22 protein-coding genes are annotated in these 24,583 nt (G+C 65.6%); 15 read left to right on the top strand and 7 right to left on the bottom strand.

Annotation, left to right across the window (positions count from 1 at the left end):
- Positions 1-69: 69 nt before the first annotated feature.
- From BC443_RS11045 to fabG, 12 genes are read left to right on the top strand one after another with little or no spacing between them, the layout of a single operon-like run.
- Entirely contained in the window at positions 70-336 is a 267-nt protein-coding gene (locus BC443_RS11045) for a phosphopantetheine-binding protein (protein ID WP_071231880.1), read from the top strand.
- A 16-nt stretch (positions 337-352) separates the two neighbouring features.
- Positions 353-979: a hypothetical protein gene (locus tag BC443_RS11040; RefSeq protein WP_071231879.1), complete on the top strand. Its 627-nt coding sequence runs from the start codon at positions 353-355 to the stop codon at positions 977-979.
- The gene (locus BC443_RS11035) at positions 966-2,714 is read left to right on the top strand and encodes an AMP-binding protein (RefSeq protein ID WP_083387336.1); all 1,749 of its coding nucleotides are present in this window, start codon (positions 966-968) and stop codon (positions 2,712-2,714) included. Before BC443_RS11040 ends, BC443_RS11035 begins: the two co-directional genes overlap by 14 nt.
- 3 nt (positions 2,715-2,717) lie before the next feature.
- On the top strand, positions 2,718-3,473 hold the full coding sequence (locus tag BC443_RS11030; RefSeq protein ID WP_071231878.1) for a glycosyltransferase family 2 protein: 756 nt from the start codon (positions 2,718-2,720) through the stop codon (positions 3,471-3,473).
- Entirely contained in the window at positions 3,470-4,459 is a 990-nt protein-coding gene (locus tag BC443_RS11025) for a glycosyl transferase (RefSeq protein ID WP_071231877.1), read from the top strand. The genes BC443_RS11030 and BC443_RS11025 overlap by 4 nt, the downstream gene beginning before the upstream one ends.
- A 41-nt stretch (positions 4,460-4,500) precedes the next feature.
- Positions 4,501-5,055 carry an outer membrane lipoprotein carrier protein LolA gene (locus tag BC443_RS11020; RefSeq protein ID WP_071231876.1) on the top strand — a complete coding sequence of 185 codons (555 nt, stop codon included), beginning with the start codon at positions 4,501-4,503 and terminating at the stop codon, positions 5,053-5,055.
- The gene (locus tag BC443_RS11015; RefSeq protein ID WP_071231875.1) at positions 5,052-7,382 is read left to right on the top strand and encodes a hypothetical protein; all 2,331 of its coding nucleotides are present in this window, start codon (positions 5,052-5,054) and stop codon (positions 7,380-7,382) included. Before BC443_RS11020 ends, BC443_RS11015 begins: the two co-directional genes overlap by 4 nt.
- Entirely contained in the window at positions 7,375-8,673 is a 1,299-nt protein-coding gene (locus BC443_RS11010) for an NAD(P)/FAD-dependent oxidoreductase (RefSeq protein ID WP_071231874.1), read from the top strand. Before BC443_RS11015 ends, BC443_RS11010 begins: the two co-directional genes overlap by 8 nt.
- The gene (locus BC443_RS11005; RefSeq protein WP_071231873.1) at positions 8,670-9,257 is read left to right on the top strand and encodes a DUF3261 domain-containing protein; all 588 of its coding nucleotides are present in this window, start codon (positions 8,670-8,672) and stop codon (positions 9,255-9,257) included. Before BC443_RS11010 ends, BC443_RS11005 begins: the two co-directional genes overlap by 4 nt.
- Positions 9,258-9,276: 19 nt before the next feature.
- Positions 9,277-10,458: a beta-ketoacyl-ACP synthase gene (locus BC443_RS11000; protein ID WP_071231872.1), complete on the top strand. Its 1,182-nt coding sequence runs from the start codon at positions 9,277-9,279 to the stop codon at positions 10,456-10,458.
- Between the two features lie 50 nt (positions 10,459-10,508).
- Positions 10,509-11,003, top strand: coding sequence for a hypothetical protein (locus BC443_RS10995; protein WP_071231871.1), 495 nt, complete (start codon positions 10,509-10,511; stop codon positions 11,001-11,003).
- 41 nt (positions 11,004-11,044) lie between these two features.
- Positions 11,045-11,782, top strand: a complete 738-nt coding sequence (fabG, locus tag BC443_RS10990; protein ID WP_071231870.1) for a 3-oxoacyl-ACP reductase FabG — start codon at positions 11,045-11,047, stop codon at positions 11,780-11,782.
- A gap of 133 nt (positions 11,783-11,915) precedes the next feature.
- Here the strand turns inward: fabG and BC443_RS10985 are convergent, their stop codons facing one another.
- Complete coding sequence (locus tag BC443_RS10985; RefSeq protein WP_071231869.1) at positions 11,916-12,104, bottom strand: hypothetical protein; 189 nt, start codon at positions 12,102-12,104, stop codon at positions 11,916-11,918.
- Between the two features lie 224 nt (positions 12,105-12,328).
- Here BC443_RS10985 and mutS point away from each other — a divergent pair, with 224 nt between their 5' ends.
- Together mutS and fdxA are read left to right on the top strand one after the other, a co-directional pair.
- Complete coding sequence (gene mutS / locus BC443_RS10980; RefSeq protein ID WP_071231868.1) at positions 12,329-14,911, top strand: DNA mismatch repair protein MutS; 2,583 nt, start codon at positions 12,329-12,331, stop codon at positions 14,909-14,911.
- 241 nt (positions 14,912-15,152) lie between these two features.
- On the top strand, positions 15,153-15,476 hold the full coding sequence (gene fdxA, locus BC443_RS10975; RefSeq protein ID WP_071231867.1) for a ferredoxin FdxA: 324 nt from the start codon (positions 15,153-15,155) through the stop codon (positions 15,474-15,476).
- A 182-nt stretch (positions 15,477-15,658) separates the two neighbouring features.
- Here fdxA and eno read toward each other — a convergent pair whose 3' ends face one another.
- The 4 genes from eno to BC443_RS10955 form a co-directional block, all read right to left on the bottom strand.
- A complete protein-coding gene (gene eno, locus BC443_RS10970; RefSeq protein WP_071231866.1) occupies positions 15,659-16,951 on the bottom strand; it encodes a phosphopyruvate hydratase in 1,293 nt (430 codons plus the stop codon).
- Between the two features lie 186 nt (positions 16,952-17,137).
- Positions 17,138-18,796, bottom strand: a complete 1,659-nt coding sequence (locus BC443_RS10965) for a CTP synthase (protein WP_071231865.1) — start codon at positions 18,794-18,796, stop codon at positions 17,138-17,140.
- A 138-nt stretch (positions 18,797-18,934) separates the two neighbouring features.
- Positions 18,935-19,660: a gamma-glutamylcyclotransferase gene (locus BC443_RS10960; RefSeq protein WP_071231864.1), complete on the bottom strand. Its 726-nt coding sequence runs from the start codon at positions 19,658-19,660 to the stop codon at positions 18,935-18,937.
- A gap of 134 nt (positions 19,661-19,794) precedes the next feature.
- Complete coding sequence (locus tag BC443_RS10955; protein WP_071231863.1) at positions 19,795-21,102, bottom strand: solute carrier family 23 protein; 1,308 nt, start codon at positions 21,100-21,102, stop codon at positions 19,795-19,797.
- 277 nt (positions 21,103-21,379) lie between these two features.
- On the opposite strand from BC443_RS10955, the gene BC443_RS10950 reads away from it, so the two are divergent.
- Positions 21,380-22,576, top strand: a complete 1,197-nt coding sequence (locus BC443_RS10950; RefSeq protein WP_071231862.1) for an NAD(P)/FAD-dependent oxidoreductase — start codon at positions 21,380-21,382, stop codon at positions 22,574-22,576.
- A gap of 110 nt (positions 22,577-22,686) precedes the next feature.
- Here the strand turns inward: BC443_RS10950 and BC443_RS10945 are convergent, their stop codons facing one another.
- Entirely contained in the window at positions 22,687-22,926 is a 240-nt protein-coding gene (locus tag BC443_RS10945) for a hypothetical protein (protein WP_071231861.1), read from the bottom strand.
- Between the two features lie 137 nt (positions 22,927-23,063).
- Positions 23,064-24,494, bottom strand: coding sequence for an FAD-dependent oxidoreductase (locus BC443_RS10940; protein ID WP_071231860.1), 1,431 nt, complete (start codon positions 24,492-24,494; stop codon positions 23,064-23,066).
- Positions 24,495-24,583: the final 89 nt, after the last annotated feature.

The following is a 24,583-nucleotide window of genomic DNA, read 5'->3' as shown; positions in this document are numbered from 1 at the left end:
CAACGCGCCCGATGCGGGATCGAGCGCCCGCAACTGATAATGAACGAGTGACAAGGACGACCAAGACCGATGGCAACGACAGCGCTGGAACACGAACTCAAAGAGATGATCATCGAGACCCTGGAACTGGAGGATGTCACGCCGGATGACATCGACCCCGACGAGCCGCTGTTCGTCGAAGGGCTGGGGCTCGACTCCATCGATGCGCTGGAACTGGGGCTCGCGCTGCAGAAGCGCTATGGCATCACGCTGGAGTCCGAAGCGGAATCGTCGCGCCAGCATTTCGCCAACCTGCGAAGCCTGGCGGCACTGGTCGAATCGCGTCGCCAGAAATGAACCCGGCGGTGTCCTCTTGATTCCGTCAGCGCCTGCCCAGGGCCGCAACCGCCTCCTGTGGGCCGCAGCGGGTCTCGTTGGCCTGCTCTGGCCGCTGGTGGTGCATTATCTGCTGCCGCACTACGGTGCCTGGCCCTTGCTGATCGCGCTCGCCGCCATCGCCTGGTGGCGCCTGCCGCCGGCACAGCGCCGCTGGGGCTGGGGCCTGCTGCCGCTGCTCCTGCTGTTGATGATGACCGACAGTGCCGAGCTGGGGCTTCGCCTGTGGCCGGTGGTGGTGAACCTCGCCCTGCTGCTGCTCTTCTCCCACGGACTGCGTCACCCGCCAACGCTGATCGAGCGACTCGCCCGTCGCCAGGAACCGGATCTGCCGCCTCATGCCGTACGCTATACCCGCCGAGTCACTCAGGCCTGGTGCGTGTTCTTCGTGCTCAACGGCAGCGTGGCGCTGATCACCGCGATCCATGCCGATCTCGACGTCTGGGCCTGGTACAACGGCGGCATCGTCTACGCGCTGATGCTTGCGATGTTCCTGGGCGAATGGTGCATCCGCCAGCGCGTCAAGCGCCGGGCCGCAGCGCATGACGAGAGAATGCATGACGCAGCAGGACACGACGAAAAGAGGCCGCATGACGTTTCGTGAATTGAGCGCGCGCCCATGGCGCCATCGCCCTCTTTCGGAGCCCTTCGCCTGGCTACCGCCGGAGGGCAATACGCCCGCGCGCTGGTTCAGCGTCGGCGAGTGGCACGGACGGATCGGCGCCTGGCAGCAACAGCTGCTCGACACGCCCAACGACAGCGACAGCTGGCGACTCTACGAGCCGGATCCGATCGAATTCGGCGCCGCCCTGATCGCGATCTGGGAACGCGGCGACCGCGTCGTCCTGCCGGCGGACAACCAGCCGGAAACGCTATCGGGCCTGCGCGACGCGGGCGTCGTTCTGGGATCGAGCGGGCAGACGCCGGAACAGATGCCGTCGACAAGGCTCCCGAGCCGACCGCCTCGGTGGTCCTCCGAACCGCTGCCCGCCGTCGCCGTTTCGCTCTATACCTCCGGCTCCAGCGGCGATCCGCAGCGGATCGACAAGCGTTTCGACCAGTTGGATGCCGAACTCGCCACCCAGGCATCGCTCTGGCCCCTGCGCGGCCAACTGGTGGTCAGCCAGGTCAGCCACCAGCATATCTACGGACTACTGTTCTCGATCCTGCGTCCGCTCTGCGAGGCCAGCCCCTTCTCGGCGCAGCCTTGCCGCTACCCGGAGACCCTGCATACCTGGCTGCGGTGCTGTAAGACGGAAGGCCGCCGGATCGTTCTCGTCAGCGCCCCACCGGCACTGTCGCGGCTACCGGAAGCGCTCGACTGGCAGCCGGAGCGCGCCGTCCTGGAGACCATATACAGCTCCGGCGCGCCGTTATCGAAGGGTGCCAGTGACCAGGTCTTCGAGCGGCTCGGCAAGCCGGTTCACGAGATCTACGGCAGCTCCGAGACCGGCGGCATCGCCTGGCGCGTTCAGCAGCGCGGTTCGGCGTGGACCGCCCTGCCCGGCGTCGAGGTGCGTCATGACGAGGAGAGTCGCCTGTGGCTGCGCTCTTCCCATCTGGAGACGCCGAACCAGTGGCAGCGCCAGGCCGACCTGATCGCGCCGACCGATGACGGGTTCGAGCTGCTGGGCCGGGCCGACCGCATCGTCAAGATCGGCGGCAAGCGACTCTCGCTGACGGCCATGGATCGCGCCCTCGCCACGCTGCCCGGCGTCGAACGGGCGACCACCTGGACACTGCAGCGGCGCGACCTGCGGCTGGCCGCGGTCATCCAGCTGTCACCCGACGCGATGCCACATGACCACCGACAGCGTCGCGAAACGGTGAAACGGCTGCGCAGGGCACTCGCCGCGCGCTTCGAGACCCCGGCGCTGCCCCGCTACTGGCGCTTCGTCGATCACTGGCCCACCAACACCCAGGGCAAGCTGAGCGCGGAGATTCGTCAGCGGCTGTTTCAGGATCTGGAAGACCGACGCGCACCGCGCTGGCTGGGCGAGCGCCCGCACGAGAGCGGCTGGCGCATCATTCTGGAAGTGCCCGAGCACTGCATCTATGTCGACGGTCACTTCGACGGCCAGCCCGTCCTCCCCGGCATCGCGCTGGTACACTGGGCGATGCAGCAGGCGCGCCGGCTGTTCGCCATTGACGCCGATTTCAGCGGCCTCGAGCGGCTGAGATTCCCGCAGCCGCTGCTGCCCGGCGACCGCTTCGAGATGACGCTCGAGCATCGCCAGGACGACGCCGGGGCGAGCCTGCGCCTCGAGTGCGACAGCCAGCGCGGCAAGCACGTCAGCGGCCGCATCGCGCTAACGGCCCGGCAAGAGCTGAAGAGGTAGTCGATGTCGAGTGAAGATACCGCCCGCATCGCGGTGCTGGTCCCCGTCTACAACCACGCCGAAGCCATCGGCCAGACGCTGGCGCGGCTCCGGCTGCTGGACCTGCCGATCATCCTGATCGACGACGGTAGCGACGCCCACTGTGCCGGCGTGCTGGACGATCTCGCCCGCGATCCACAGGTGGACCTGGTCAGGCTGCCCGTCAATCGCGGCAAGGGCGCCGCCATCCGCGCAGGGCTGGCGCGAGCCGCCGAGCGCGGGCTCACCCACGTGCTCCAGGTGGACGCGGATGGCCAGCACGAGGCCAGCGACCTGCCGCCTTTCATCAAAGGGCTTCGCGCCGACGACGAGATCCTGCTGCTCGGCTATCCGCGGTTCGACGCCAGCGTCCCCAGACACCGTTTCTATTCCCGCTACATCACCCACTCGCTGGTGTGGCTGGCGACGCTGTCGTTCGACCTCCGCGATACCATGTGCGGGGTCAAGCTCTATCCGGTTGCCGCCGTCAATCGCCTGATCGCCGAACACCCCTGCGGGGACCGCATGGAGTTCGACAGCGAGCTGCCGGTGCGCTGGCACTGGCAGGGCGGGCGCGTCGGCAATCTGCCGGTGCGGGTGCACTATCCGATCGATGGCGTCTCCCACTTCAAGCTGTGGCGAGACAACGTGCTGCTGGCCCGCATGCATCTGCGTCTGGCGCTCGGCATGCTCGGACGTCTTCCCATCCTCTTGCGACGCCGCCAGGAAACGCCTTCATGACACCGATCAGCAGCAATCCCAATCACTGGTCGAGAATTCGCGAAACCGGCACCGCCGGCGGCATTCGCGCCATGGTCTGGATCCGGCGCAAGCTGGGCCGGCTACCGTTCCAGATCATGCTGCTATTGGTGATCGTCTACTACTACATCGCCCACGGTCTGCACCGACGCGCTTCTCATACCTACCTGACCAGGCTGTGGCGGCATCTTCACGGTCAGCCCCCCAGCCATCTGACCTGGCTGAGCCTGCGCCACTTCCGCAGCTTCGGCCAGAGCCTGATGGACAAGATCGACGCCTGGAGCGGCATCCCGCCGGCGCTCAGCTTCGAGGGCGACACTCGAGAGCGCTTTCGCCAGGCGGTCGCCGGCGGACGCGGGGGCATCATGCTCGTCTCCCATGTCGGCAACATGGAGATCTGCACCGCGATGAGCGACATGCAGGACGATTTCCGCGCGACGCTGCTGATGCACACCCGTAACGCGCAGCAGTTCGACGAAGTCCTCGCTCGCTCGACCCACCGCGAGAATCCGCCGGAGATCATCGAGGTCAGCGAGATCACCCCGACGACGGCGATGAAGCTGGGCCGCCGGATCGCGGAAGGTGGTTTCGTGGTCATCGCCGCCGACCGCGTGCCGATCAGCGACAGCGGCCGCGCCCGTACCCTGCCCTTTCTGGGCCACCCGGCACGATTCCCGGAGGGGCCGTTCTGGCTGGCCAGCCTGCTGCGCTGTCCGGTCTACACCATCGGCTGCTTTCGCGAGGCCAAGGGCTACCGCGTCGATTTCGACCACTTCGACGATACCAGCGAACTGAGCCGCCGGGATCGGGCAGCTTGGATCGACAGCGCCATGCAGCATTATGTCGACTGGTTGACACGGCAATGCGAGAAGACGCCGCTGCAGTGGTTCAACTTCTTTCCCTTCTGGCTGGATTGCGACGACGCCCACCCGGACGCCGGCTCCGAGGACGGGCGACCCGCCGGCTGACCCTCGCCACTCGAGACCTGAAACCCCAAAAGGACTTCCGCATGCCGCTTCGCCGATGGTTGATCACGCTTCTGCTTCTACTGGCGCCATTGAGCGCCCAGGCCTTCGATCTGGACGACCTGCAACGCCAGCTCGCCGCCACCCCGGCATTGGCAGGCAGTTTCGAACAGCAGCGCGAACTGGCGGATCTCGATAGCTCTCTCACCAGCCGGGGCACGTTCCTCTTCGAGCGCGGCAAGCGCGTCGTCTGGCAGCTCGAAACCCCGGTCGAGGAGCGCATCGAGCTCACCCCGGAAGCGATCACCAATGGCAGCGGCGAAAGTGCGCCCCCCGGCGGCGAACAGGTGGCCCAGCTGTTCCTGCAACTGCTGGAAGGGGACTGGCAGGCGCTGGAGTCGCGCTTCACGCTGGCGCTCTCCGGCGATCAGGATGCCTGGCAGGTCGCGCTGACCCCGAAAGAAGCGGCGCTGCGTGAACGTATCGCCGGAATCACCCTGCAGGGTGATCGCACCATCGATCGTCTCGACATGCGCACGCCGAATGGCGACCGGCTCGAGGTTCGTCTGTTCGACCAGCACCCGCTGAACGGTTCATGAGCCGCGCAGGCTATCGCCGGCTCGGCTGGCTCTGGTTCGCGGTTCTGGCGCTCTGCACCATCTGGCTCGGATGGATGCTGCGCCACGGATTGCCCGCCGATACCGACCTCACCGCGCTGCTGCCCGCCGATCGGCAGGCGCCGCTGATCGAGCAGGCGGACCGCGAACTGGGACGCGGCTTCGAGAATCGCTTCCTGCTGCTGCTCGGCGACGACGAGCGCGTCACGACGACCCGGGCATTGGGGCAGGCGTTGCAGACGCTGGTCGACGACTGCCAGCTTGCGGCCATCGACTGGCGCGAGCTGGATCTGGCCGATGCCGATCCTCACGACTGGATGGGCCAGTGGCGCTATCGCCTGCTGACACCGGAATGGCAGGAAACCATCGATCGCGGCGACGCCGGCACGCTGGTGGAGCCGGCGCTGCGCCGGCTGTTCTCGCCGACGGCACGCCCGGACCCCGTCGCCGACCCTTTCGGCCTGCTGGATACCTGGCTTGCACGCCTGCCCGGCAGCCCCATCGGGGCCGCCGATGGCCTGCTGACGCTGGGTCGCGACGGCCGACAGTGGAGCGTGCTGATCGGCGAACTCGAGGGCTCGCCCTACGACCAGCCGATGCAGAACGCTCTGCACGCGACGCTCGAGCAGTTCCAGCAGCAGCATCCCGACGCCGAGCTGCTGCGCTCCGGCCTGGTGTTCCACGCCGCCGCCGGCGCGCGCCAGGCGAAGCACGAGATGTCCACCATCGGCGCGGCCTCCCTGCTCGGGGTGCTGCTGATCATCGGGTTCGTCTTTCGCTCGCCCCGGGTGCTGCTGCAACTGATGGTGCCACTGCTGGCCGGCTCGCTGTTCGCGCTGACATTGACCCTGGGTTTCTTCGGCCGCCTGCACCTGCTGACGCTAGCCTTCGGCGCCAGCCTGATCGGTATCGCCATCGATTATGTGCTGCACCTGCAGTGCGATCGCGCCATCACCGGCGCCGGGTTCCGCCTGCGCCGGCTGCTGCCGAGTCTCGCGCTGGGCCTGATCTCGAGCGTCGTCGCCTACGTGGCGCAGGCGCTGACACCGATGCCGGGATTGCGCCAGATGGCCGCCTTCGCCGCCTTCGGCCTTGTCGGTGCCTGGCTGACGGTCGTGCTGTGGCTGCCTCGCTTCACGCTTCATGCCAGCCCGTTCACCGCACGTCTGGCGACACGCTGGTGGCGGCTGTGCCAACCTCGCTGGCGGTTGCCGCCCTGGCTCGCCCTGATCGGCGCCGTCGTGCTGGTCGTCATCTGCGCCGTCCGCCTGACCAGCGACGACAGCCTGGAGCTGCTCAACCCCTCGCCGGCGGCGCTGATGCAGGACGAGCAGCGGGTACAGCAACTGCTCGATCGCGATACCGGCAGCCGTTACTTCCTGGTTCAGGCCGAGGATACCCAAACGCTGCTGGCCCGGCTCGACTCGCTCGACACCGCGCTCGATCGCGCCATTGCCGACGGGCTCGAAATCGACTTTCAATCGCTGGCCGACGCAGTGCCGACGGCAGCGCAGCAGCAGGCCAACCTGGCAAGGGTGCGTTCCCTCTATGGCGAGCCATTAGACGATCTGATCCGGCGCGCCGGATTACCGGCCGAGGTGGCCGAGAAAGCCAGGGCGCGGCTCGACACCTCTGCCCCGCTGACCGTGTCCGACTGGCTGGACACGCCGCTGGGGCAGTACCAGCAGCGGCTATGGCTGGGCGAGACACCGGAGGGCGGCGTCGCCGCGATGGTGGTCGTCTCCGGGGCCAGAGACGCCGAGACCGGGCGCACCCTGCAGGCAGTGGCCGAGGCCGTGGGCGGCCCGCAAGCCAGGGTCGAGTATGTCGATCGGGTCGACCGGATCGGCGCCTTGCTCGGCGAGCTGCGCCGCCATACCGCGCTCTGGGTCGTGCTGGCGATGGCGTTGATGACGCTGGCGCTGGTGTGGCGGTATCGGCGCCGCGCGTGGCGCGTGATCGTGCCGCCCTTCGGTGCCACCCTGATCGTGCTGGCGGCCTTCGCCCTTGGCGGCGTCCCGCTCAATATCTTCAACCAGTTGGGCCTGCTGCTGGTCTTGGGGATCGGGCTGGATGCCGGCATCTTCAACGTGGAGCACGCCAGACAGCCATCCGCCTGGCTCGCGATCACGCTGTCGACCCTGACCAGTCTGCTGGCGTTCGGCATGCTCGCCTTCAGTGCCACGCCGGCGCTGCACTATCTGGGTCTGACCTGCCTGATCGGGCTGGCCAGCGTGTGGGTTCTGGTTCCCTGGGTAAGACCTGTCGATCCAGACCGGATCCATCAACAGGAGAACGAACATGGCTGAAGTCGATCACGATGTCATCGTCATCGGTGCCGGGCCGGCCGGGGCCGCGGCCGCCGCACGCCTGGCAGCCTTCGGCCGACGCGTGCTGGTGGTCGAGCGCAGCCACTTTCCCCGCTTTTCCATCGGCGAAAGCCTGCTGCCGCAGTGCATGAGTCATCTCGAGGAGGCCGGTCTGCTGGAGAGCGTCCTGGCCGCCGATTACCAGCCCAAGAATGGCGCCGCGTTCACCCGCGACGGCCTGGAGACGGCAATCGACTTCCGCGAGAAGTTCACCCCGGGCTGGGGCACCACGTTCCAGGTCGAACGCGCCGATTTCGATCATCGGTTGATCGATGGCGCCCGCGACCAGGGTGCAGAGGTCGAATTCGGCGTTACCGTCACCGCGTTCCGGGCCGACGACGACCGCCCGCAGGTCGACGTGGTCGATGAATCCGGCAACGCCCGCACGCTGACCGCCCGATTCGTGCTCGACGCCAGCGGCTATGGCCGTGTGCTGGCCCGGCTCGAGCATCTCGAGCGCGACGCGCGTCAGGATCCCCGCACGGCGCTGTTTACCCACGTCGAGGCCTACCCTGCGGATTCGAGCCACGATCGCGAAAAGATCCTGATCGGCGTGCATCCCGACGATGCCGGCATCTGGTACTGGCTGATCCCGTTCCGGCACCAGCGTGCCTCGGTAGGTGTGGTCGGCGAGACCGAGCGCCTCGAAGCCTACGGCGCCACCCCGGCAGCACGATGGCAAGCGCTGATCGATGCCGAACCCCGTTTCCGCCAGCTCCTCGAAGGCGCTCGGCCCACGCGTGCAGTGGGCGAGCTCAGCGGCTACTCCGCCGATGTGACACGTCTGCACGGCCCCGGCTATGCGCTGCTGGGCAATGCCGGCGAATTCCTGGACCCGGTGTTCTCGTCCGGCGTGACCATCGCCCTGCGGTCGGCCAGCCTGGCGGCGCCGCTGGTCGACCGCCAACTGGGTGGCGATGCGATCGACTGGCATGCCGAGTTCGAGGTACCGCTGCGCGAGGGTATCGAGACGTTTCGCGCCTTCGTCGATGCCTGGTACGACGGCCGCCTGCAGACGATCATCTTCCATGCCGACGCGCCGAGCGACATCAAGAGGCGCATCAGTGCCATCCTGGCAGGATACGCGTGGGACCGAAGCAATCCGTTCGTCAGCGCATCGCGTCGTCATCTCGACACGCTCGCGGCCATCTGCGAAAGGCAGGCGGAGTCTTCGACGACACAGACCGAGACCCCACGGCCGCCCGCCCGGGCGACGGAGAACAGACCATGAAGCGCAGCCTGCGGCCGCTAGGGCTACTCTGTCTGGCGATGGTCCTGAGCGCCTGCAGCCTGACGCCGCCGGTATCACCGACGCCGCCCCTGGCCGCCGCGACCACCGCCGATACCTTGAAGAGTCGATTGACGTTCCAGCCTGACGAGGGCGAACCCCGTACGCTGATCGCCTTCATCCGCATCGATCCCGACCGACTGCGAGCCGTGCTGGTCACGCCGTACGGTCAGCGCGTGACGACGCTGGTCCGCGATGCCGACGGCGCGCGATTCGAGGCCGGCGACGCCCCGGGCGAATCGCCGCTGCCGATCCCGCCAGCGTGGCTGGCATCGCGCCTGGAGTGGAGCCTGTGGCCGCTCGACGCCTTGCGTGACGCCTTCGACGGAAGCGCCTGGCAGGTCGTCGACGACTCGGCGCATCGCGACATTCTCTATCGCGGCGAGCTGGCCGCCCGCATCACCCCGGTGCCGGACCGCGAACACGCCAGGACGCTGACCCTGGACGATCGCCAGGGCGACTATCGACTGACGATCGACCCGATGCAGGCGCGCGATGATGGAGAAGCGCCAATGGAGAAGAACTAATGCAGAAGAACGCTGACTCATGAGTGCTGTCTTTCCCTGTCGCCTGTCCCGCCCCGGCGTCGTCTGCTCGCTGGGTGACGATCTGGATGCGATCGCTCGCGCGCTCTTCGCTGGCGAGCGCGGCCTGACGACCAGCGATGCCTTCACTCCGGGCCGCCCCCTGCCCCTGGGCCGGGTCGTCGGCGAACTGCCGGACGTCACCGGCTGGCCGAAGAATCACCGCAGCCGCAACAATCGTTTGCTGGCGCTGGCGCTGGAACGGCTAGAGGCGGAAATCGAACCGCTGCTGACCCGGGTGCCCAGCGATCGGATCGGCGTGGTGATCGGCACCAGCACTTCCGGCATCGGCGAAACCGAGCTGGCGCTGGCCGCCAGCGGCCGTGAAGGGCCGCTGCCAGAGGACTTCGCCTACGCCCGCCAGGAACTGGGCGCGCCGGCACGTTTCATTGCCGAGCGGCTGGGCAGCGCCGGGCCCTGCTATTCCCTCTCCACCGCTTGCAGTTCCAGCGCCCGGGCGCTGGCCAGCGCCAGGCGTCTGCTCAAGAGCGGCCAATGCGACGCGGTGATCGCCGGCGGCGCGGATAGCCTTTGCCGCCTCACGGTCAACGGCTTCGCCAGCCTGGAAGCCGTCAGCGACGCGCCCTGCCTGCCCTTTTCCCGCCATCGCGACGGGATCAATCTCGGCGAGGCGGCGGCGCTGTTCGTGGTTACCCCGGAGGCCGGCGGCATCCAGCTTGCCGGCGTCGGCGAGAGTGTCGATGCGCACCACATCTCGGCTCCGCGTCCCGACGGCAGCGGCGCCGCCGAGGCCATGCGCCAGGCAATGGCGATGGCCGGACGCGATCCGGCGGAGATCGACTACCTCAACCTCCACGGCACCGGCACACCGCTCAACGACAGCATGGAGGCCGCGGCCGTCGCGACGCTGTTCGCCACGCCCCCGGCTTGCAGCTCGACCAAGGCGCTGACCGGCCACACTCTGGGCGCGGCCGGTGCACTTGAGGCGGCGTTCTGCTGGCTGGCTCTGGATCGCGGCCATCTGCCGATACACGTCTTCGACGATGACTACGACCCGGACATTCCCGCCCTGCCATTGGTGACGCAAAACGCCACGCCGGCGCGCCCGCTGTGTCATGCCCTGAGCAACAGCTTTGCCTTCGGTGGCAACAACGCCAGTCTGCTGCTGTCCCGGGCCGATTGAAGCGCCGGCTTGCCCGGAAAGAGAAACGCAAGAACGACGACGGAATTCCCTTGACTGCATCCGATACGCCTTCGCTCCCCTGCCCCGTCGCGCCACTGGTCCCCCACGCTAGAGGGATGTGCCTGCTGACGCAGCTGGTCGAGGTCCACGAAGAGGGGGCGACTGCCGAAACCGTGACCCGGCGCGACGATCTGTTCGCCGAGCCCGACGGCATCCCGGCGTGGGTCGGCGTCGAGTGGCTGGCTCAGGCCGTCGCCGCCTGGGCCGGTTTCCGGGCCGCCGCATCGGGCGAGGCACCGGCCCCGGGTCTGTTGCTGGGCGCCAAACGCTATCGTGCGCGCGTGCCGGTCTTCGATTTCGACCATCGGATCCGTGTCACCGTCACCATCGACTTCGTCGCCGACAATGGCATCACCCAGGTCAGCGGCGCCCTGCATGCCATCGACAAGCACGCCACGGCGGTGCCGGACGATGCCGAGCCGCTGGCTCGCGGCAGCCTGACGCTCTATCGCCCCGCCGCGATGCCGGCACTGAACGGCGCCTGACGCCCTGACTTCACCATTCGCAGCTCTGCGCTCGAGGCCCCATGGAAGAACGACATCCCGAGACGATTCTGGTCACCGGCGCCAATCGCGGCATCGGCGAAGCGATCGCCAGACGCCTGGCCAGCGACGGTCACGATCTGGTACTGCACTGCCGGCGCCCCGGCGACGACATCGACGCGGTCAAGGCCGCAGTGGAAGCCGAGGGACGCCAGGCGCGCATCGTCCACTTCGACGTCGCCGAGCGGGAAACCGTCAAGGCGGTGCTGGAGGCGGACATCGCCGAGCACGGCTGCTACTACGGCGTGATCTGCAACGCCGGCATCACCGCGGACAAGCCCTTTCCCGCGCTGACGGGCGAGGACTGGGACAGCGTGCTGCGAACCAATCTGGACGGTTTCTACAACGTCCTGCATCCGCTGGTCATGCCGATGATCCAGCGGCGCCGGCCCGGACGTATCGTCGCGCTCTCGTCGATGTCCGGATTGATAGGCAATCGCGGCCAGGTCAACTACAGCGCGGCCAAGGCTGGGATCGTTGGCGCCAGCAAGGCGCTGGCCGTCGAGCTGGCCAAGCGCCGCATCACAGTCAATTGCGTCGCGCCGGGGTGGATCGAGACGCGCATGACCGATGAGCTGCCCCGCGACGAGATTCGCAAGCTGATTCCCATGCAGCGCACCGGGACCGCCGAGGAAGTCGCCGGCACCGTGAGCTTTCTCTGCTCGGCGGATGCCGCCTACATCACGCGTCAGGTGATCGCGGTGAACGGCGGCATGTATTGATCGCTCGTTCCAGCACCGAGCTGAACGGTTCATGCCTCCGGCAAGGTGTTCGTCCGGCCGCCCGGCAACGAGGCGGCTCGAAACACGGGGCTGATCGAGTCCCGCCGATCCAGTCCCATCATAGCAGCGGGCATCACTCCGGCTCGCGGGGCTCCCGGACGGGCGGTGTCATCACTGCCGGTTGACGAGCCGCCAGCTCGGCGACGGCGATCTCCAGCAGAACCACGGCCAGCTCACTGACATTGACGTTACGTTTGCTGGCCTCGGTCGCCAGTAGTCGATAGGTGGAATCGCTGAGGTGGTTGAGCACCAACCGGGCCATATGGGAGTCCTCGAGTGCCGGTTTCTGACACTGTAACGAGTTATCGACAGGTACTCAGGCTGAAATCACTAGACCTGAGGCATGATCCCCTCTAAGGCAGGCCGGCCGTCGACCCCGCGCCGTGCTGGACCCGGCCACGGCGTGGTAACCTTGCCCTTCACCGTACGACCCGGCATTTCGATGCCCCTCTGTGCCCCAAGAATCGACGGAGCTTCCGAGACACCATGCAGGACGTGGCCTCCAGCAAGAGCACTCAGCATACGCCGATGATGGCGCAGTACCTCAAGATCAAGCGCGAGCATCCTGACGTACTGCTCTTCTACCGGATGGGCGATTTCTACGAGCTGTTCTTCGATGATGCCAAGCGGGCATCGCGGCTGCTCGACATCACGCTGACGGCGCGCGGCCAGTCGGCGGGCAAGCCCATCCCCATGGCCGGCATTCCTTACCACAGTGCCGAGTCCTACCTGGCCCGGCTGGTGAAGTCCGGCGAATCGGTGGCGATCTGCGAGCAGATCGGCGATCCCGCTACCTCCAAGGGGCCGGTCGAGCGTCGCGTCGTGCGTATCGTCACGCCGGGCACGCTGCACGACGAGGCGCTGCTGGATGCCGGGCGCGACAACCTGCTGGTGGCTCTGCACCAGACGGGCAACTGCTGGGGGCTTGCCTGGCTCGAACTCTCCAGCGGCCGCTTCAGCGTGCTCGAGGTCGAAGGCGAAGCCGACATGCTGGCCGAGATCCATCGCCTGCAGCCCGCCGAACTGCTCGCCGCCGAGAGCCTCGACCTGCCGCCCTCGCTGGCCACCCGAACCGGCCTGCGCCGCCAGAACGACTGGCACTTCGATCTGGAGACCGCCCACCGGCTGCTGTGCGACCAGTTCGAGGTCGCCGATCTGCGGGGATTCGGTTGCACGCATCTCGAGACCGCGCTGATCGCGGCCGGCGTACTGATCGACTACGCGCGGGATACCCAGCGGTCGCGCCTGCCGCATGTCACCGCGCTGGGCGTCGAGAGCCGCGACGAATCCGTGGTGATCGATGCCGCCAGCCGGCGCAATCTCGAGATCGACATCAACCTCGGCGGCACCGGCGACAACACCCTGGCCAGCGTACTCGACACCACCGTCACGCCGATGGGCTCGCGGCTGCTCAAGCGCTGGCTCAACCGCCCGCTGCGGGATCGCGCCCAGATCGGCGGGCGCCAGGCCGCCGTGCAACTGCTGCTGGACAATGACCAGTACCTGCTGATTCGCGAGCCACTCAACGAGGTCGGCGACGTCGAGCGCATCCTGGCCCGCGTGGCGCTGCGCAGCGCCCGGCCGAGAGATCTGGCCCGCCTGCGCGATGCGCTCAACGTGCTGCCGGCGCTCCAGGGCGACCTGCAGCGCATCGAAGGCGAAAGCGCACTGGACGATCTCGCCCGTCATATTCATCCCTATCCCGAGCTCGCCGAGACGCTCACCCAGGCGCTGATCGACAACCCGCCGGTAGTGATCCGGGACGGCGGCGTCATCCGCGAGGGTTTCGATGCTGAACTCGACGAGTATCGCGGCCTGGCCGAGCACGCCGGCGATTATCTGGTCCAGCTCGAAGTCCGTGAGCGCGAACGCGCCGGCCTGCCCGGTCTCAAGGTCGGCTACAACCGGGTCCACGGCTACTACATCGAGATCCCCCGCGCCCAGGCGCGCGAGGTGCCGGCGGACTACATTCGTCGCCAGACGCTGAAGAATGCCGAGCGTTTCATCATCCCCGAGCTCAAGGAGTTCGAGGACAAGGCGCTCTCCGCCAAGTCCCGCGCGCTGGCACGGGAAAAGCTGCTCTACGAGAGCCTGATCGACACCCTCAATGCCGATCTCGACGCGCTGCAGGCCACCGGCCGGGCGCTGGCGGCGCTGGACGTTCTCTGCGCCTTCGCCGAGCGTGCGCAAAACCTGGAGTTCGTACGTCCTCGACTGTTGGAAACCCCCGGCTTCAATATCGTCGGCGGCCGCCATCCGGTGGTCGAGCAGGTCAGCCAGCATCCATTCGTGCCCAATGACCTGCGTCTCGACGAGGATCGCCGCATGCTGGTGATCACCGGCCCCAACATGGGCGGCAAGTCGACCTACATGCGTCAGGCGGCGCTGATCGCTCTGCTCGCCCATACCGGCAGCTTCGTGCCGGCGGACAGCGCCGAGATCGGCCCGGTGGACCGGATCTTTACCCGTATCGGTTCCAGCGACGATTTGGCCGGCGGGCGCTCCACCTTCATGGTGGAGATGACCGAGACCGCCAGCATTCTCCACAACGCCACCTCGGAAAGTCTGGTGCTGATGGACGAGATCGGCCGTGGCACCAGCACTTTCGATGGCCTCTCGCTGGCGTGGGCCAGCGCCGAACACCTGGCGGCCCAGCGCGCCTTCACGCTGTTCGCGACCCACTACTTCGAGATGACCGCGCTGGCCGAACAGCAGGAGACGGTCGCCAACGTCCATCTGACGGCCGCCGAGCACAAGGATGGCATCGTCTTCATGCACCGGGTCGAGGACGGCCCCGCCAGCCAGAGCTACGGCCTGCAGGTCGCCCAGCTCGCCGGCGTGCCGCAGCGCGTGATCGCCCGTGCCCGCGACAAGCTGGCCAGTCTCGAGCAGCCCGCAGCCATGCCGGTCGCCACCGACGCCCGCACGCAGTCCGCCGGGCCGCAGCAGGCGGACCTGTTTGCCGCGACGCCGCACCCGGTACTGGAAGCGCTGGGGTCGCTGGACGTCGACTCGCTGACGCCGCGGGCCGCGTTGGACCTGCTCTATGCCTGGCGCGAGCAGTGCTGAATGGCCCGGTGGCTATAACACCATTCCTCGATGTTTCACGCCGCGGCTTGCCGACGCTGGCGCCACCCGCCTAAAATATGGCGCCATTCGAACAGCATGCGGCGGCACCGTGGAAACGGTGATTTCAACAACGTCTTCCTATCCGCCAATACCGTGACCAAGAGCTGTGACATAGAGCTTCGACTTAGGGCTGTGGCAAAACCAGTCACGTGGCCGGGCCGTCAATCAGGAGAGAACACCCATGACGTTCGTCGTCACCGAGAACTGCATCAAGTGCAAATACACCGACTGCGTCGAAGTCTGCCCGGTGGATTGTTTCTACGAGGGACCCAATTTCCTCGTCATTCATCCCGATGAGTGCATCGACTGTGCGCTCTGCGAGCCGGAATGCCCCGCGGAGGCGATCTTCTCGGAAGACGAGTTGCCCGAAGGCCAGCAGCAGTTCATCGAACTCAACGCCGAACTCGCCGAGGTGTGGCCCAACATCGCCGAACAGAAAGACCCGCCGGCGGACGCCAAGGAGTGGGATGGCAAGCCGAACAAGATCGAACTGCTCGAACGCTGATTTGCTATTGCGCTTGGCCATACTGTGTTGAAATCAATCTCAAAGTGCTCATTTACAACTCGTAAACTCCGCTTTTTAGATTGATTTCGCCTTGTCTGGTCTGCGCTCACGCTCGCTGCCTAAGAACGCAAGAAGGCCGCTCATTGAGCGGCCTTCTTGCGTTTCGATCGATCAGGCAGACATTACTGTCCTTTAATGGCCTTTAGGCCCGGATAGGCGGCCTTATCACCCAACTCCTGCTCGATCACCAGCAGGCGGTTGTACTTGGCGACGCGATCGGAGCGGCACAGCGAGCCGGTCTTGATCTGGCCGGCGGCGGTGCCCACGGCGAGATCGGCAATGGTGGTGTCTTCGGTTTCGCCGCTACGGTGGGAGATGACCGCGGTGAAGCCGGCATCCTGCGCCATCTTGATCGCATCCAGCGTCTCGGAAAGCGAACCGATCTGGTTGAACTTGATCAGGATCGAGTTGCCGATCTTCTCGTCGATACCGCGCTTCAGGATCCTGGTGTTGGTGACGAACAGATCGTCGCCGACCAGTTGGATCTTGTCGCCAAGCTTGTCGGTCAGCGCTTTCCAGCCATCCCAGTCCGACTCGTCCATGCCATCTTCGATGGAAACGATCGGATACTGGTCGCAGAGATCGGCCAGATAGTCGGTGAAGCCGGCGGCGTCGTAATGCTTGCCTTCACCGGCGAGATCGTAGGTGCCGTCCTTGAAGAATTCGCTGGAGGCGCAGTCGAGCGCCAGCGTGACGTCCTTGCCCAGGGTGTAGCCCGCGTCGCTGACCGCCTGCTTGATGACCGCCAGCGCTTCGGCGTTGGAGGAGAGGTTCGGCGCGAAACCGCCCTCGTCGCCGACCGAGGTGGAAAGCCCCTTGGCAGAGAGCACCTTCTTCAGCGAATGGAAGATCTCGGCGCCCGTGCGCAGCGCTTCGCGGAAGTTCGGCGCGCCCACCGGCTGGATCATGAATTCCTGGATATCGACGTTATTGTCGGCATGTTCGCCGCCGTTGAGGATGTTCATCATCGGCACCGGCATGGTGTACTGGCCCGGCTGGCCGTAGAGCTCGGCGATGTGGGCGTAGAGCGGCACGCCCTTCTCGGTCGCCGCTGCCTTGGCCGCGGCCAGCGATACGGCGAGAATCGCGTTGGCGCCCAGGCTTGCCTTGTTGTCGGTGCCATCCAGCGCCAGCATGGCGTCGTCGAGAGCGCGCTGATCGCTGGCGTCCATGCCCAGAAGGCGCTCGCGGATCTTGCCGTTGACGGCGTCGACGGCCTTCAACACGCCCTTGCCCAGATAGCGCGACTTGTCCCCGTCACGCAGTTCCAGCGCTTCGCGAGAGCCGGTTGAAGCACCGCTGGGCGCACAGGCGCTGCCCGTGATGCCGCCGCTCAGCGTGACCTGTGCCTGGACGGTGGGGTTGCCGCGGGAATCGAGTACTTCGAGGGCGCGGATATCAACGATCTCAGCCATGTTACGTCGTCCTGTCGGTTGAAAAATCAATGATCGAGGGTGAAGCGCCCGGCTCTTGCGCGGACTCCGGGCGCGATGATTCGGTCATGGTAGCAGTTCTGGAGCTTATCCAGCGTTGGCGGGTCAGGTCCAGCGTCTCCAACGATGGCGGGGGATGAATCGCTTCATCCCCCGCCGGTCATTCGATCACTCCTGATGCGCCATGCCATGCTGGCGCTGGCGTTGCGCCTTGTGCTCCAGCGCCGCATTGACGAAGCCGGTGAACAGCGGATGGCCGTCGCGGGGCGTAGAGGTGAACTCGGGATGGAACTGGCACGCCAGGAACCAGGGGTGGTCCGGCAGCTCGATCATCTCGACCAGCGACTGATCGCCGCTCTTGCCCGAGACGATCAGGCCCGCGGCTTCGAGCTGTTCGACAAACTGCTCGTTGACCTCGAAGCGATGACGGTGACGTTCGGTGATCGTGTCCAGACCGTACACCTCGTGCGCCCTGGAACCGGGCTTGAGTCGGCATTCCTGCCCGCCGAGACGCATGGTGCCGCCCAGGTCGGAGGCCTCGTCGCGCAACTCGATCTGCCCTTCCGGGTTGATCCATTCGGTAATCAGGCCGACCACCGGATGCTGGGTATCGCGGGTGAATTCGGTGGAGTTGGCGTCTTCCCAACCCGCCACGTGGCGCGCGAACTCGATCACCGCGACCTGCATGCCGAGGCAGATGCCGAGATAGGGAACGTCGTTCTCGCGCGCGAAGCGGGCGGCCTGGATCTTGCCTTCCACGCCGCGCTCGCCGAAGCCGCCCGGCACCAGGATGGCATCCTTGCCGGCCAGACGCTCGGTGCCGTGACGTTCGATCAATTCGGAATCGATGTACTCGACGTTGACCTTCACCCGCGTCTGGATGCCGGCATGGATCAGCGCCTCGTTGAGCGACTTGTAGGCGTCGAGCAGCTCCATGTACTTGCCGACCATGGCGATGTTGATCGTCTTGAGCGGATTGAGCTTGGCGTCGAGGACGTGGATCCACTCGGCCAGGTCCGCCTGCGGCGCCTCGAGGCGGAACTTGTCGCAGACGATATCGTCGAGACCCTGCTCATGCAGCATCAGCGGAATGCGATAGATGGTATCGGCATCCTGCAGCGGGATGACCGCACGCTCTTCGACGTTGGTGAACAGCGCGATCTTGCGCCGCTCGCTCTCCTCGAGCTCGACTTCGCTGCGGCAGATCAGGATATCGGGCTGGATACCGATCGAGCGCAGCTCCTTGACGCTGTGCTGGGTCGGCTTGGTCTTGGTCTCGCCGGCGGTCTTGATGTAGGGCACCAGCGTCAGGTGCATGAACAGCGCGCGGTTGGCACCCACTTCGCTGCGCAGCTGACGGATGGATTCCAGGAACGGCAGCGATTCGATGTCGCCGACGGTGCCGCCGATCTCCACCAGCGCCACGTCGTAACCTTCTCCCCCCTTGATCACACGATGCTTGATCTCGTCGGTGATGTGCGGAATCACCTGCACCGTACCGCCGAGATAGTCGCCACGGCGCTCCTTGCGCAGCACGTGCTCGTAGACCCGGCCGGTGGTGAAGTTGTTGCTCTGGGTCATCTTGGTACGGATGAAGCGCTCGTAGTGGCCCAGGTCGAGATCGGTTTCCGCGCCATCCTCGGTGACGAACACCTCGCCATGCTGGAACGGACTCATGGTGCCCGGATCGACATTGATGTACGGGTCCAGCTTGAGGATGGTGACCTTGAGGCCGCGGGCCTCGAGGATCGCAGCCAGCGAAGCGGAGGCAATACCCTTGCCCAGGGAGGACACAACGCCGCCGGTCACGAAGATATATCGTGTCATGGAAAACCTGTCGAATCGTGGTCGTAAAGCTCGTGAGAAAAGACCCGGGGGAGAAGTCGGGCCAGGATGGGACGTCAGATTACCAGACTCGATCGAAAGGCTCAATTTTGGATCGCGTGCCGCGCCGACATCCGGACGTCAGTTCGCCACCGCGCGCTGCAACGACTCCAGGCGACGATCCCGGATTCCCAGCGCATGCAGGTCGCCCACCGTGTTGTCGAGATACTCGCGACACGACCCCAGCACGCCGCGGCCGGTCCGTAGCAGATGCACTACCGTCTCGTCGGGCTGGCGACCGATATAGCGGTCGTGATGCGGGTTGATCACGAAGGCGATGCCCCAGATCGGGCCGACGTCCGTCTTCAGCTTGATCCAGCGCGGGCGGTAGGCGCCGGTCAGCATCTCGCGCCGCCACACCAGCGTCAGCTCGCGTTCGAGATTGTCACCGGGAACCCGCAGCGCGACGCCACGGCAGGAGCCGCCCGGCGCCAGCGCCAGCATCAGTCCGGGCGTATCTGGCGTGCCACGGCCGTGGTCGAGCTTGAGGCAGAAATCGCGATGGTAGCCGTAGAGGCGGCAGGTATGGCGTTCGTCGACCTCCACGCAAGGGTTCCAGATCAACGAGCCGTAGGCGAACAGATAGACACCGTCGCGACACTGCACGCCGGGCGGCGCCGAGGCCAGCACCTGATGGATCGAGCTTTGCAGCTCTTCGTGGCTCTTCAAGGCCACGTCGGGGTAGACGGCTTCGAAGTGGCGACGAATCAGATCCTGCTCCAGCACCTCGCGGGTCATGGCGATCGACTTTCCGGCGGAAGTCTCTTCTTCATCGACACTGATAGCGCTGGGCTGCGGCTCACTCATTGGGACTCTAATCTCGGGCGCGATCGATACGTTCATGGAAAACAAGGGTGATGGCATCGACGTGGCGATGCCATCACCCCAGACTAACGTCCAACGGGCGCAAAGCGAAGCGCTAGTTGGACGAGATGCAAACGTCAGATCGCGCGACCCCGCCCGCCTCCGGTGCCGTGACGCAGGACGAGATGCAGGAGGATCGCGCCAAACGTCGCCGTACCGATTCCGTCGAGCGTGAAGCCGCCGAAATCGATCGAGAAGTTGCCCGCGCCCAGCACCAGGGTGACCGCCGCGACGATCAGATTGGTATTTTCCCCCAGGTCGACCTGGTTCTGGACCCAGATGCGGGCGCCCGCAACCGCGATCAGGCCGAACACCACGATCGAAGCGCCGGCCAGCACCGGGCCGGGGATCGTCTGGATCAGCGCGCCGAAGCGCGGCGAGAACCCGAGCAGAATGGCAAATCCCGCCGCCGCGACGAAGATCAATGTCGAGTAGACCCGCGTCACCGCCATCACGCCGATGTTCTCGGCATAGGTCGTCACGCCGGTGCCGCCGGACGCCCCGGAGACCATCGTCGCCAGTCCGTCACCCAGGAAGGCCCGGCCGATATAGGGATCGAGATCGCGCCCGGTCATCGCTCCCACCGCCTTGATGTGGCCCAGGTTTTCCGCCACCAGGATGATCGCGACCGGGGCGATCAGCACCATGGCGTGCGGGCTGAACGTCGGGGCGGTGAACGCGGGCATCCCGAACCAGGCGGCCTCTTCGATGATCGAGAAATCGATCGGCGTGCCCCAGCCCAGGCCGTTGGTGACCAGCGCATAGATCGCGTAGGCGGCAACCAGCCCGACCAGGATCAGCAGCCGCTGCAGCATGCCGCGAGTCAGCACCGCCGCCAGGCCGATGCAGAGGATGGTCACCAGCGCCATCGCGGCATCGAAGTTGGAGCCGGCCACGCTGGAAACGGCTACCGGAGCCAGGTTGAGACCGATGGTCATGACGATGGCTCCGGTCACGACCGGCGGCAGCAGGAACTCGATCCAGCGCGTGCCCATGGCCATCACGATCAGGCCGATGACCGCATAGATCGCGCCGCAGGCGATGATGCCGCCCAGCGCCAGCCCGATCGACGGATTGCCGCCGCTCCCGCCGTAACCGGTGGCGGCAATCACCACCCCGATGAAGGCGAAACTCGACCCCAGGTAGCTGGGAACCCGCCCGCCGACGATCACGAAGAACAGCAGCGTACCGATCCCCGACATCAGGATCGCCAGGTTGGGATCGAACCCCATCAGCAGCGGCGCCAGCACGGTGGAACCGAACATGGCGACGGCGTGTTGCACGCCCATCAATAGCGTCTGCGCGGGTGGCAGCGTCTCGTCGGGTGCGACCAGATCTTGGCGAGCGGCATCGACGCGGCGCCAGCGGGGGAACCAGGATGACATCGAACTTGTTCTCCAGGGAAACGACCGGTCGACGCCGGCGATTTCCGAATGCGTGAAAGCGATTGTTGTATGGACGAGCGGCGGATAACCGACCCGACGCGCATTCTACCTTCAGCGATGGCGGGATGCCTCCCGACCTCGCGTTTTTGGCACAGTGCCTCACGACTGAACTACGCTGACACCATCGACCCCAAGGATCGAACGGGAATACCGAGCGAGCGACGCCACTTTGAACGGTGGTGTCTCGTCTAAACTCAAGGCATGCCAGGGAGTGGATATGCAACGCTACGACTACCTGATCGTCGGCGCCGGCATGGTCGCCGCCAATGCCGTTCAAGGCATCAGAGAGAAGGACACCCAAGGCACGATCGGCATTCTGGGCGCCGAGCCCAACGGCCCGGTCACGCGGCCAGCGCTAACGAAAAAGCTCTGGACCGACCCCGAATTCGGTTACGACAAGATCTGGATGCAGCCGGAGCAGGACGACGGCACCACGCTGCATACCCGCACTCGCGTCACGGCCATCGATCGCGACCAGAAAACGGTGACGACGGATGACGGCGACACCATCGGCTACGGCAAACTGCTGCTGGCGACTGGCGGCGCACCGATGACGATCGATCTGCCGGCGAGCGACCGCGTGCGCTATTTCCGCACGGTCGAGGATTACGACTGCCTGAGAAGACTTGCCGGCAAGGGGCTGCACATTGCCGTCATCGGCGGCAGTTATATCGGTACGGAACTGGCCGCGGCACTGATCCAGAATGGATGCCGGGTGACCCTGATACATCCCCATGAGGTACTGGGAAGCCAGATGTTCCCGCCCAGCCTCGCAGACCGTTTCCACCAGACCTATCTCGACAAGGGCGTCGAGCTATTGAATGGCCGCAAGGTCAGCGGCGGGCGCGAGGCCGACGGCAAGGTCACGCTCGAACTCGACGATGGCAACGGCCTGGAAGTGGACGCGGCGGTCTTCGGACTGGGAGTCAAGCCGCGAGTCGAGCTTGCAGCACAGGCAGGGCTGGAGGTCGAGGACGGCATGGTCGTGGTCGATGCGCGCCTCGAGACCAGCGATGACGCCATCTTCGCCGCCGGCGATATCGTGACCTACCCGGACCACATTCTCGGCCGCTGGCACGCAGAGCACGTCGACAATGCCAACCAGATGGGCGCGACGGTCGGCCGGATCATGGCCGGCAGCGACGAGACCTACGATTACACGCCCTACTTCTATTCGAACGTGTTCGACTTCGCCTGGAAAGCCGTGGGCAAGCTCGACAGTTCGCTGACAACCGTCGAGGACGTGGAAGACGACAAAGGCGTCTATTACTATCTCGACAATGAGATTGAGAACGTCGTCGGCGTACTGCTGCTCAACCTGGAAGCCGACAAGCTCGACGAGGCTCGCGAGGTATTGGCGGACAAGTCACCGCAGCGCCCCGATACCCTGATGGGCCGCATTGCCCGGTCGTGATCGGGGCCCTGCATGACATTCATGCGAATGCCTTCAACGAAAAAGCGCCAACGATGACGTTGGCGCTTTTGATCCGGCAATTCGGTAACCGGGCCTGGTGACCCGCGGCGTCAGCTGGACTCGGGCAGGCGGGAAACCAGGATATTGGAACGACGCTCGATCTCCTCGAGCATCCCGGCGCACTCGTCGGACATCCCGCTGTCATGCAGCTTGGCGAGCGAGAACAGGGCCTTCAACTGGCCACTGATCATGGTGGCCTGATAGCCGCCGTCCTGATCCAGCACATGGTCTTCCAGCGCTCGCAGCTGCGTGTTTGCCTGGTCGAGAATGTTGCGTTCAAGCCTGATCATGGTGTGACCTTTTGAGAATTGCAGTTCGTTTCGAGCGCGCCACTGTAAAGGCTCATCCGACTTTATACCACCGCTGAACGCGATCGGTAGCGCCGGGCGGCTCGTGCCGGCGCTACCGCCAGCACGAGCCGCAACCCTCACACCTCGAGATAACCGAGGATGCCTTCCGCCGCCTGACGCCCTTCGTAGACAGCCGTCACCACCAGGTCGGAGCCGCGCACCATGTCGCCACCGGCGAACACTTTTTCGTTGCTGGTCTGATAGGCGAAACGTTCCATCTGCGCCGGAATCTCTGGCGCCAGCACGCGGCCGCGCTCGTCCACCTCGATCTGGTGCGTGTCGAACCATTCGATCTCGCTGGGCTGGAAACCGAAGGCGATGACCACCGCATCGCAGGCCAGGATCTCTTCGGAGCCCGGCACCACTTCCGCGCTGCGCCGTCCTTTCTCGTCCGGCTCCCCCATGCGGGTGCGTACCAGCTTGACGCCCTCGACCTTGCCCTCGCCGACGATCGCCACCGGCTGGCGGTTGAACAGGAACTCGACGCCCTCTTCGCGCGCGTTGGCCACCTCGCGCTTGGAGCCCGGCATGTTCTCCTCGTCTCGACGATAGGCACAGGTCACGCTGGCCGCGCCCTGGCGAATCGAGGTGCGGTTGCAGTCCATCGCCGTATCGCCACCGCCCAGGACGACGACGCGCCTGCCGGCCATCGACACGTAGTCGGCCGGATCCTTCTCGAAGCCGAGGTGATGGTTGGCGTTGGCGATCAGGAAATCGAGCGCCTTGTAGACGCCTTCCGTCTCCTCGCCGGGAAAGCCGCCGACCATGTACTTGTAAGTGCCCATGCCGAGGAAGACCGCATCGAATTCGTCGTTGAGCTGTTCGAAGGTGATGTCCCGACCGATTTCGGTATTGAGCCGGAACTCGACCCCCATCTCCTCGAACACCGCGCGACGGCGTTCCATCACGTGCTTTTCGAGCTTGAACTCGGGAATGCCGAAAGTCAGCAGACCGCCGATCTCCGGGTAGCGATCGAACACCACCGGCTTGACCCCGTTGCGGATCAGGATATCGGCGCAGCCCAGTCCGGCCGGCCCGGCACCGACGATGGCGACGCGCTTGTCGGTCATGGTCACGCTGGACATGTCCGGACGCCAGCCCATGGCGAAGGCGGTATCGGTGATGTACTTCTCCACCGAGCCGATGGTGACGGCGCCGAAGCCGTCGTTCAGCGTGCAGTCGCCCTCGCACAGGCGATCCTGCGGGCAGACCCGGCCACACACTTCGGGCAGAGAGTTGGTGCGGTGCGACATCTCCGCCGCTTCGAGAATGTTCCCCTCGCTGACCAGCTTGAGCCAGTTGGGAATGTAGTTGTGAACCGGACACTTCCACTCGCAGTACGGGTTGCCGCAATGCAGGCAGCGATGCGCCTGGCTGGCCGCCTCGCTGGGCTTGAACGGCTCGTAGATTTCGGCGAACTCCTTCGCCCGGCTGCGCGCATCCTTTTTCTGCGGATCGCGTCGCCCTACATCGATGAACTGAAAGTCGTTACTCAAACGGTTTGCCATGTCTTTTCTCCTCACTGGGCCGACGACGCTCTCGGATTGCAGCTGTAGCCCCTGCCCCGGTGGCTGACACCGGGGGCCGTTCGGGCTGT

This window comes from Salinicola sp. MIT1003 (assembly GCF_001858555.1).
Classification (GTDB): Bacteria; Pseudomonadota; Gammaproteobacteria; order Pseudomonadales; family Halomonadaceae; genus Salinicola; species Salinicola salarius.
Note: the sequence above shows the minus strand (reverse complement) of the source record. Positions and strands in the feature narration are given on the sequence as shown.